The organism is Levilactobacillus spicheri DSM 15429, assembly GCF_001435095.1.
In the GTDB taxonomy this organism is placed as follows: domain Bacteria; phylum Bacillota; class Bacilli; order Lactobacillales; family Lactobacillaceae; genus Levilactobacillus; species Levilactobacillus spicheri.
In genome coordinates, this window is record NZ_AZFC01000028.1 from 115,037 (window position 1) to 126,710 (window position 11,674).

Consider the following 11,674-nt stretch of genomic DNA (forward strand, 5'->3'; position numbering starts at 1 on the left):
CACGGTCTTTGTGGGCTTCAGAGTCGTGCCCACCTCGACCATCTTGCGCGCCGGCGTGAAGCGACCATCCCCACACCAACACAAAAAAACGTGAGCCGTTCTGCTCCGAGATATCTCGGAACGAACGCTCACGTTTTTTTAGTCATACTTCAAAGCTGTTCAGCGAATTAGCCTAGCGCCAGGTAATCCCCAACGATCCGGTAAAGGGTCGTGGCGGAACCCGCGTAAGTCCAATCCAACCCGTTTTGCGCCGCTACACTGGTCTGCTGACTCAGTGGCTGGTCATTGGCCGCCAAGAGACGGTTGATCTGGGCGCGACTCGGGTCGATCCGGTAGGCCACCTCGCGCAACCCCTGGTTCGGGAGAACGACTGGCCGCGCGGCGTAGACGCGAACGGCTTTCTGGTCGGCTGTGATGTAGCCAATCAGACCGTAAGTCTTGGACCCCAAGTTCACGTCCTCGACCTTGTAGCGCAGGCTGCCATCGCTGGCGACCGCGGTCCCAATGATCACGAACTTCGGTTGTTGTCCAACCGGCAACTTGTCGTATTGAACGATCAACGTCTTGTTCGAGAAGTTTGGTGAACTGTACAGGGCAATCTTACGAGTCGCGACCACCGCCAAATAGTTGGCGGTTGCCGGTGCCGTGGTCGGCTGTGACTGACGCATGGCCGCTCGACTCGCTGCCGGGACGTTCGCCAACAGGTACCGCGTGCCGTAACCCCAGTTCGTCCGGGCAAAGTGGCGTGGTGCCGCCGTGACCGTCCGAACCGTGTGATGACTGACCGTCCGGGTGCTTAACCGCAGACTGACGATCCCCTTCGCGTGGTTGACCCGCACGTGCGTCACGTGCCCGATCCGCCCCGTCTTGATCCACTGACGGTTGGCCGTGATGTACCGACCATTTGTCAGCTGGATCCGCGTGGTTAACCGGTAGTGCACGATCCGCTTGACCTTGAGGACCTGACCCTGACGGTAATGCCCAACGGCTTTACCCTTCCGAGAAGCCGTCTTGTAGGCATTCACGCCCTTTGGATTAATGATTGTGATCGTCTTGGTCTTCTTCTTCGTCGCCGTGGTCAACGTCTGGTAGTAGGTATTCCGGACGTACTTCTTGTTCGCCGTGATGTACCCCACTAAGCCATAGGTCTTGGACCCGTGGTTGACGTCGCGAACCTTGTACCGGAGCGTGCCATTCTTGGAATGGGCCGTTCCCAGAACCACGAATTGTGGTTGCTTGGTCCGCGGCTGCTTCGTGTACCAGGTGATCCGCGTCTTCTTGGAGAAGTTCGGGGAGCTGTACAGGCCAATCTTCTTGATGGCACTGACACTCTTGATGCCCTTCGACGACTTCTTATCGGCACTCGAGCCGGTGACCAGCGTCGCACCGCTGCCACCGGAAACCAGTGGCGTCACGGTTTGCGGCGTCGTGGTACCCTGATCCGCGGTCTCATTGTTGATCCGGGCGGCGTCTTCCGCACTCATCGATTCGCTGGCCAACTCGCTATTGTAAGCGGAGAGGTTTGCGGACTGACTGGCGGAGACACTGGCCGAGGTGTCGGCCGAAACGCTGGCTGACGTGCTGGCCGACGTGCTGGCGGACTCGTGCGCCGATCCTTCGCTGGCCGAAGCCACGCTCAGGGAGACGACGGAATCAGAAGCACTGACGGAGAAGGCACTCAGACTGGCTTCGGACGTGGAAACCACGGACAAGGAAGCCGAGTCGGAAGCCGACCGGTCACTCAGACTGGCCATGGAAGCCGACATCTGGCTGAGTTGACTCTGCGTGGAAACGGACAGCGTGCTCAGGCTGACTAAGGACGTCGAGTACTCGGACAGTGACGCGGCGGACAACGATGCCGCCGAGACGCTGGTCCAGTTGCTCAGGTCGCTTAAGCTCTGGTCAGCCGTCGAGCGGGAGGCACTGGCGATAGATTGACTCGCGGTGCTCAGGGACGCTTGACTTGCGGACGCGGCCGATTGCGACGCTTGACTCATCAGCGAAGCACTCAGGCTGGCAGACGTCGTGGCCGACGTGGAAGCCGCCGTCGAGTCAACGATCGACTGGCTGGCGCTTTGTTCGGACCACAGTGACTGGGCCTGACTCTCGGAGGTGGACTGCTGACTTAAGCTGTCCAGGGAAGCCGAGACGCTCTCATCGGAGACGGACGCGTCGCTCAGACTGATCAACGACCGGCTGATCTCAGCGCTTTGACTGGCTTCGGAAGCCGACAGGTTGCTGAGGCTGGCGGTCGATAACGATACCAGTGACGTCGACTGAGCCGACCACTGACTGTTATCGGCGCTGGTCCGGGCACTCAGGCTGCTCTCCGATGCGGACATCGTCGAAGCCACCGCGGAAGCGCTGGCGGACAACTGACTCAGGCTAGTCTCACTGGCGCTGATGGCGCTGGTGACCGCACTCAAGGAGCGGTCAGCCGATTGACTCGCCGAGGCATCCGCCGACCGACTGGCCGAGGTGCTGGCCGACTGTTCAGCCGAAACCTGGGCGGATGCGCTGGCCGATTCGTGGGCCGATGCTTCCGTCTGCGACCGCTCACTCAGCGAATCCAGTGAAGCACTGGCGCTTTGCGAGAAGTCACGGATGCTGGCCTCGAGGGCCGAGGTTGCGGAGGTCGACGCGATCCCGGAAACGGACCGGTCACTCACGCTGGCCTCGGATGCCGAGATCTGGCTGACCAGGCTGGTGGTCGAGGTCGACAAGGTACTCAAGCTCGTCAGCGATGTTGAGTATTCGGATAACGAAGCGGTCGATAAGGACTCAGCCGCCCCACTGTCCCAGCTACTCAGGTCGCTCAGGCTCTGATCGGCGGTCGACCGGGACGCACTGGCCGTCGATAAACTCTCGGCAGCGGACGTTGCGGCACTGGTCGAAGCCGTCGCCACGGATTCAGCGGCCGTTTCTGAGGTCACGAGACTGGTCGAAGCAGAAGCGGACCGGGAAGCCACGCTAGCTTCGAGGGACGCCGTGCTCTGACTGGTCGTGGACCATTGCGACTGCAGCTGGCTTTCACTAGCCGACTGTTGACTCAGGCTCATGACGGAAGCGGAAACGCTGGCGTCACTCTGGGTCGCCTCAGCCATGCTGGTCAACGACTTGCTCAACTCGGCGCTCTGACTGGCTTCGGAAGCCGACAGGTTACTCAGGCTGGCTTGGGAAACGGAGGCTAAGGAGACGGATTGACCGGAGATCACGCTGATATCCTGGCTGGTCCGCACGCTCAGACTGGTCTCGGAAGCCGACAGGTTCGAGGCGGAGACCGAATCACTCACGGACCGGGCACTCAAGCTGTTGTCGGAAGCCGACATGGACGCTACCACGGTACTCAACGAGTTGTCCGCAGATAAGCTAGCCGACGTGTCCGCCGATTGACTGGCCGAGGTGCTAGCCGAGGCGCTCGCGGAATCGTGCGCGGAGTCTTCGCTCTGCGACAGGTCACTCAACGAGTTCATCGAAGCCGAAGCACTGGCCGAGACCACGCTCAGGCTGTCTTCAGCGCTGGCGACCGAGGCGGTCGACGCGCTGTTCGAGACGGACCGGGCACTCAGACTGGCCACGGAGGCGGAGATTTCCGCACTCTGACTGGTCGTCGAGGCAGCGGCCTCACTCAGACTGGTCAAGGACGTCGAGTACTCGGATAACGAAGCGGCGGATAATGATCCGGCCGATTCGCTGTCCCAGGTACTCCGGTCACTCAGGCTCTGGTCGGCGGTCGACCGTGAAGCACTGGCCGTCGATAAGCTCTCAACGGCACTCGTCACGGCGCTGGTCGAGGCACTGGCGACAGACGCGGACGTCGTTTGTGAGGCCAGGGTGCTGGTCGAAGCGGACGCGGAGCTGGAAGCTTCACTGGCAACGACCGACGCCGTGCTTTCACTGGCGACGGACCATTGCGACTGGGTCGAGTACTCGCTAGCCGACTGTTGACTCAGGCTGGTCAAGGCATCCGAGACGCTGTCGTTACTTTGACTAGCATGGTCCATGCTGGTCAACGACTTGCTGATTTCGGCGCTCTGACTGGCTTCGGAAGCTGACAGGTTACTCAAACTGATAGTAGAAATAGAATTCAAGGAAGCTGACTGAGCGGACAGCTGACTGATGTCTTGGCTGGTCCGAACGCTCAGACTCGCTTCGGAAAGTGACATGGCGGACGTGGAAGCCGCAATGCTGGTCGAGGCGACACTGACCTGACTGGCGCTCGCGCTCATCTGGCTCATGACGTCACTCAAGGATACATTGGCGGACAGGCTTGCCGACGTGTCAGCCGATTGACTGGCCGAGGTGCTGGCCGACGCACTGGCTGATTCGTGGGCGGAGGCTTCACTCTGCGACAGGTCACTCAACGAGTTCATCGAGGCCGAGGCACTGGCCGAAACCACGCTCAGGCTCTCAACGGCACTCGCCACGGCGGAAGCCGACGCGCTGGTCGAGACGGACCGGGCACTCAGGCTGGCCACGGAGGCGGAGATCTCCGCACTCTGGCTGGTCGTCGAGGCGGACGCCTCACTCAGGCTAACCAGCGACGTCGAGTACTCGGATAACGAGTCGGCGGATAAGGATCCGGCCGATTCGCTGTCCCAACTACTCCGGTCACTCAGGCTTTGATCGGCGGTCGACCGTGAAGCGCTGGCCGTCGACAAACTCTCAACGGCACTCGTCACGGCACTGGCCGAGGCACTGGCGACGGATTCGGACGTCGTTTGTGAGTCCAGCAGGCTGGTGGAAGCGGACGCGGAGCTGGAAGCTTCACTGGCTTCGACCGACGCCGTGCTTTCACTGGCCACGGACCACTGCGACTGCAGCTGACTTTCGCTGATCGACTGTTGACTCAGGCTGGTCAGGGACTCTGAAACGCTGTCGTCGCTTTGACTGGCCTCACTCAGGCTGGTCAAGGACTTGCTGATTTCGGCGCTCTGGCTGGCTTCGGAAGCCGACAGGTTGCTCAAGCTGGTCGTCGAAATCGAGTTCAGCGACTGCGATTGAGCGGACAGCTGACTGTCGATCTGGCTGGTCTGGACACTCATGCTGGCTTCGGAAAGCGACATCTCGGAAACGGACGCCGCAATGCTGGTCGAGGCCACACTCACTTGACTGGCGCTGGCGCTCATCTGGCTCATGACCTCACTCAACGAGGTGTTCGCGGACAAGCTGGCCGACGTATCAGCCGAGCCACTCGCCGACGTGCTTGCGGAAGCACTGGCCGACTCGTGCGCGGAGGCCTCAGTCTGCGACTGGGCACTCAGCGATAGCCGTGATTCACTGGCACTTTGCGAGAAGGCACTCATGCTGGCTTCGAGCGCCGAGGTTGCGGAAGTTGACGCGATTCCGGAAACGGACCGGTCACTCACGCTGGCTTCGGAAGCCGAAATCTGGCTGATCAGGCTGGTGGTCGAGGTCGACAAGGTACTCAGACTGCTCAAGGACGTCGAGTACTCGGATAACGAGGCGGTGGATAAGGACTCAGCCGCCCCACTGTCCCAGGTATTCAGGTCGCTCAGGCTGTTATTGGCCATCGACCGGGACGCACTGGCGACGGCGCGGCTTTCGCTGGCCGACGTTGCGGCGCTGGTCGAGGCGGTCGCTTCAGAAGCACTGGCCGTTTGTGAGGCCAGCAGGCTGGTGGAAGCGGACGCGGATTGCGTCGCCACACTAGCCGCGGCGGATGCCGTGCTGGTACTGGTTGCGGACCATTGCGACCGCAGCTGGCTCTCACTGGTCGACTGTTGACTCAGGCTGGTCAAGGCGTCCGAGACGCTGTCGTTGGTTTGACTCGCATGGTCCATGCTGGTCAACGACTTGCTGATTTCGGCGCTCTGACTGGCTTCGGAAGCCGACAGGTTACTCAAACTAATAGTAGAAATGGAATTCAAGGACATTGATTGGGCCGACAGCTGGCTCAGGTCTTGACTGGTCCGGATGCTCAGGCTGTTCTCGGAAGCGGACAGCGTCGAAGCGGAGACCGAATCACTCACGGACCGAGCACTCAAGCTGTTGTCACTCGCCGACATGGAAGCGACCACGGTGCTCAACGAGGCGTCAGCGGATAAGCTGGCCGACGTATCAGCCGAACGACTGGCCGAGGTGCTGGCCGATTGTTCTGCCGAGGCGGCTGCCGATTCACTGGCCGACTCGTGCGCGGAGGCCTCAGTCTGTGACTGGGCACTCAGCGATAGCCGTGATTCACTGGCACTTTGCGAGAAGGCACTCATGCTGGCTTCGAGCGCCGAGGTTGCGGAGGTCGATGCGATCCCGGAAACGGACCGGTCACTCACGCTGGCCTCGGAAGCCGAGATCTGGCTGATCAGGCTGGTGGTCGACGTCGACAAGGTACTCAGGCTGCTCAAGGACGTTGCGTACTCGGACAACGAAGCGGTCGATAAGGACTCAGCCGCCCCACTGTCCCAGGTGTTCAGGTCACTCAAGCTCTGGTCGGCGGTCGACCGCGAAGCGCTAGCCGTTGCAACACTCTCGGCAGCGGACGTTGCGGCACTGGTCGAAGCCGTTGCCACGGATTCAGCGACCGTTTGTGAGGTCGCGAGGCTGGTCGCAGCGGACGTGGACGCCGAAGCGGCACTGGCTGCAACCGACGCCGTGCTTTCACTGGCGACGGACCACTGTGACTGGGTCGAGTACTCACTAGCCGACTGTTCACTCAGGCTGGTCAGGGCATCCGAGACGCTGTCGTTGCTCTGACTAGCATTCTCCATGCTGGTCAGGGACCGACTGATCTCGGCGCTCTGGCTGGCCTCGGAAGCCGACAGGTTACTCAAGCTGGCCAGGGAGACGGAGGCTAAGGAGACGGATTGGCCGGAAATCAAGCTGATATCCTGGCTGGTCCGGACACTCAGACTGGTCTCGGAAGCCGACAAGTTCGAGGCGGAGACCGAATCACTCACGGAACGCGCACTCAAGCTGTTGTCGGAAGCCGACATGGAAGCCACCACGGTACTCAACGAGTTGTCCGCGGATAAGCTAGCCGACGTGTCCGCCGATTGACTGGCCGAGGTGCTAGCCGAATCACTCGCGGAATCGTGCGCGGAGTCTTCGCTCTGCGACAGGTCACTCAACGAGTTCAGCGAAGCGGAGGCGCTGGCCGAGGCCACACTCAGGCTGGCTTCGGAGGCCGACACTTGCGAGGTCGATGCAGAACCGGACAATGATTGACTCAGCACGCTGGCCGTTGAGGTCGCGGCTTCGCTCAATTCACTGGCGTTCGATTCGGACCGGTCACTGAGACTGGTCAGCGACGTCGAGTACTCGGATAACGATGCGGCGGATAAGGATCCGGCCGATTCGCTGTCCCAACTGCTCAGCTCACTCAGACTCTGGTCGGCGGTCGACCGGGACGCACTGGCCGTCGATAAACTCTCAACGGCACTCGTCACGGCACTGGTCGATGCACTGGTCGATGCGCTGGCCGTTGATTCAACACTGGTTTGTGAAGCCGCCGCGCTGGTGGCAGCGGACGTGGACGCCGAAGCGGCACTGGCTGCGACCGACGCCGCGCTTTCACTGGCGACGGACCATTGCGACTGCGTCGAGTACTCACTGGCCGACTGTTGACTCAGACTGGTCAGGGCATCCGAGACGCTGTTGTTGCTTTGACTAGCACGATTCATGCTGGTCAGCGACTTGCTAATTTCGGCACTCTGGCTGGCTTCGGAAGCCGACAGGTTACTCAAACTAATGGTAGAAATGGAATTCAAGGACGTCGATTGCGCGGACAGCTGACTGATGTCTTGGCTGGTCCGGGCACTCAGACTGGCTTCTGCCTTGGAGACCTCAGAAGCCCACTCGGAAGCACTGGCGGAGGCTTGACTCATGCTGCCCTCACTCAGCGAAGCATCGCTGGTCATGGTGCTTAACGAGTCGTTCGCGGATAAGCTAGCCGACGTGTCAGCCGATTGACTGGCCGAGGTGCTAGCCGACGCACTGGCTGATTCGTGGGCGGAGGCTTCACTCTGCGACAGGTCGCTCAACGAGTTCAGGGAAGCCGAGTCACTCGCCGAAGCGATACTCAGGCTGGCTTCACTCTGCGAAACGGCCGAGACGGACGCCAGCTGCGAGGCCGATTCACTGGCCACGCTGGCTTCGGAGGCCGACACGTCAGCGCTCAGGCTGACCGCCGACGTCGAGGCGGTACTCAAACTGCTCAAGGACGTCGAGTATTCGGATAACGACGCGGCGGATAAGGATCCGGCCGATTCGCTGTCCCAACTACTCAGGTCGCTCAGGCTCTGGTCGGCGGTCGACCGTGAGGCGCTAGTCGTCGATAAACTCTCAACGGCACTCGTCACGGCACTGGTCGAGGCGCTGGCCGCGGATTCAGCACTGGCTTGCGAGGCCGCCGCGCTGGTGGTAGCGGACGTGGACGCCGAAGCCGCACTGGCTTCAACCGACGCCGTGCTTTCACTGGCGACGGACCACTGTGACTGCATCGAGTACTCGCTGGCCGACTGTTCGCTCAGGCTGGTCAGGGCATCCGAGACGCTGTCGTTACTTTGACTGGCATGGTCCATGCTGGTCAACGACTGGCTGATCTCGGCGCTCTGGCTGGCCTCGGAAGCCGACAGGTTGCTCAGGCTGGTCTCAGAAATGGAATTCCGGGACGTCGACTGGGCGGACAGCTGACTGATGTCTTGGCTGGCCCGAATGCTCAGGCTATCCGCAGAGGCCGATAACTCGGACATCTGCGAGGCATCCGTCGCGGAACGCTCGCTCAAGCTCTGGGCACTCTGGGAGGCCGAGTTCAAGACGGACGCCAACGACTGGTCAGCCGAAACGCTGGCCGAGTTGTCGGCGGACTGACTAGCCGAGGTGCTGGCCGAATCACTCGCGGACTGGTGAGCCGACTTTTCAGTCTGTGACAGCTCACTCAACGACGATAACGACTCTACCAGGCTGGTCGACAGGTCACTCATGCTGGCTTCTAAGGCCGACGTTTCAGAGGTCGATGCGATCCCGGAAGCGGACCGGTCACTCACGCTGGCCTCGGAGTTCGAGACCTGACTCAGCAGGCTGGTCGTTGACGTGGCCAGGTTGCTCAGACTACTCAAGGATGCGGAGTACTCGGAGGTGCTGATCAGAGATAAGGATTCTTCCTGACTCGCGTTGGTCGAGGTCAACTGGCTCAGGCTGTTCAGGGCCGTCGAACGAGAAGCGCTCGCGGTGGACTGACTCGCCTCTGCCTGGGATTGCGCGGTCGCGGAATCCTGGGCTTCGGACGTGGCGACGCTTTGCGTGACCACGGACAGGGACGCTTCGGAAGCGGCCGTTTCACTCTGGGTCGCCGCCGAGGTTTCGGCGCTGTGGGTCGCGGAGGCCCAAGCGGACCGGTCGGCACTTTCACTCGCCGACTGGGTGCTCAAGCTACTCAAGGCATCCGAGACGCTGTCGTTACTTTGACTCGCATGATCCATGCTGGTCAACGACTGGCTGATCTCGACGCTCTGGCTGGCTTCGGACGCCGATTGGTTACTGATACTGGTTTCAGAAATTGATTGTAAGGAAGTGGATTGTGCGGACAGCTGGCTCAGGTCCTGACTGGTCCGGACGCTCAAGCTGTTCTCGGAAGCGGACAGGTTCGAGCCGGAGACCGAATCACTGACGGACCGGGCACTCAGACTATCGGCACTTAAGGACATGTCGCTCAAGACCGCACTCAGCGATTGTGCTGCCGAGATGCTGGCCGAGACGTCGGCGGACTGACTGGCCGAGGTGCTAGCGGAGGCACTCGCGGACTGGTGAGCTGACGCTTCACTCTTGGAAGCGACGCTCAGCGATTCCAGCGAGGCGGCCGCGCTCACGGTCGAATCACTCAGGCTGGCCAACGACTGGGAAACCACGGAGGTGGAGACCGATTCGGAGGCCGACAAGTCACTCAGGCTGGCGGCAGAGGCCGAGGCATCCTCGGCTTGGCTGGCCGTCGACGTCGAGAAGTCACTCAGGCTGGCCAGGGATTCGGAGTACTCGGATTGAGAAGCGGCGGATAAGGATCCGGCCGATTCGCTGTCCCAGCTACTCAGCTCACTCAGGCTTTGGTCGGCGGTCGACCGGGAGGCGCTGGCCGTCGATAAACTCTCAACGGCGGACGTCACGGCACTGGTTGACGCGCTGGCCGCGGATTCAGCACTGGCTTGCGAGGCGGCCGCGCTGGTCGAAGCGGACGCGGAGCTGGAAGCTTCGCTGGCGACGACCGACGCCGTGCTTTCACTGGCGGCGGACCACTGGGACTGCATCGAGTACTCGCTGGCCGACTGGTCACTCAGGCTGGTCAGGGCATCCGAAACGCTGTCGTTACTTTGACTCGCATGGTTCATGCTGGTCAACGACTTACTGATCTCGGCACTCTGACTGGCTTCGGAAGCCGACAGGTTGCTGACGCTCAGTTGCGACAAGGACGCTAACGACGTGGAAGCCGCCGAGAGCTGACTGTCCGCTTGGCTGACCTGCTGACTCAGGCTGGCCTGGCTCCCGGAGATCTCGGAAGCGAAGGCCGACGCACTGGCCGACAACTCACTCAAGCTGGCTTGACTGGTCGACATCTGACTGATGACGGCACTCAGCGACGCACTCGCGGACTGACTGGCCGAGGTGCTAGCCGATTCACTCGCGGACTGGTGCGCGTCACTTTCACTGGCCGACTGATTGCTCAGACTGGCCATGGAAACGGACGTGCTGTCCCGGGCCTCACTCAGGCTGGCCAGGGATTGCGAGGCCAACGAGGTCGCGGAGGCGTTCGAGACGGACCGCTCACTCAGGCTGGCTTCGGAAGCCGACACTTGGGCGCTCAGGCTCTCAGCGGACTGGGAAGCGTCACTGATGCTGGCCAGAGACGTCGAGTACTCGGATTGAGAAACAACGGATAAGGAGCCCGCCGATTCACTGTCCCAACTGCTCCGGTCACTCAGACTCTGATCGGCGGTCGACCGCGACGCGCTGGCTAACGAACGACTCTCGTCAGCGGACGTGGCGGCACTGGTCGATGCGGATGCCGTGGATGCGGAGGCCGCTTGTGAGGCACTGATATCAGTTGAAACGGAGGCGGATTGTGACGCCTCACTGGCTTCAACGGACGCGATGCTGTCACTGGCGACGGACCACTCGGACTGGGCCGAGTACTCGCTGGCCGACTGATTGCTCAGGCTGGTCAGGGCGTCCGAGACGCTGTCGTCGCTTTGACTGGCATTGTTCATGCTGGTCAGCGACTGGCTGATTTCGGCACTCTGACTGGCTTCGGAAGCCGACAAGTTGCTCAAGCTAATGGTCGACAGCGAGGTCAACGAATCCGAGGCGCTGGTCAAGAGACTGTCAGCGGCACTGGTTTGCTGGCTCAGGCTGGCCTCGGCGGTCGAAATCAGGGAAGCTGATTCGGCGTCACTGAGGGAGACCTGACTGAGGCTGGCGGCACTTTGCGAGGCGGTACTCAGGACCGAGTTGACCGACTCACTCGCGGAGCGGCTCGCCGAAGCATCGGCCGATTGACTGGCCGAGGTGCTAGCCGAGTCACTCGCGGACTGGTGCGCGACGCTTTCACTGGCCGACTGATTGCTCAGGCTGGCCATAGAAACGGACGCGCTGTCCCGGGCCTCACTCAAGCTGGCCAGGGATTGCGAGGCCAACGAGGTCGCGGAGGCGTTCGAGACGGACCGCT

General features: G+C 61.4%; 1 protein-coding gene. It reads right to left on the reverse strand.

Features of this window, described 5'->3' with window-relative positions; genetic code table 11:
* Nucleotides 1-167: 167 nt before the first annotated feature.
* A complete protein-coding gene (locus FD37_RS13045) occupies nucleotides 168-11,642 on the reverse strand; it encodes a DUF5776 domain-containing protein (RefSeq protein ID WP_235807869.1) in 11,475 nt (3,824 codons plus the stop codon).
* Between the last annotated feature and the right edge of the window lie 32 nt (nucleotides 11,643-11,674).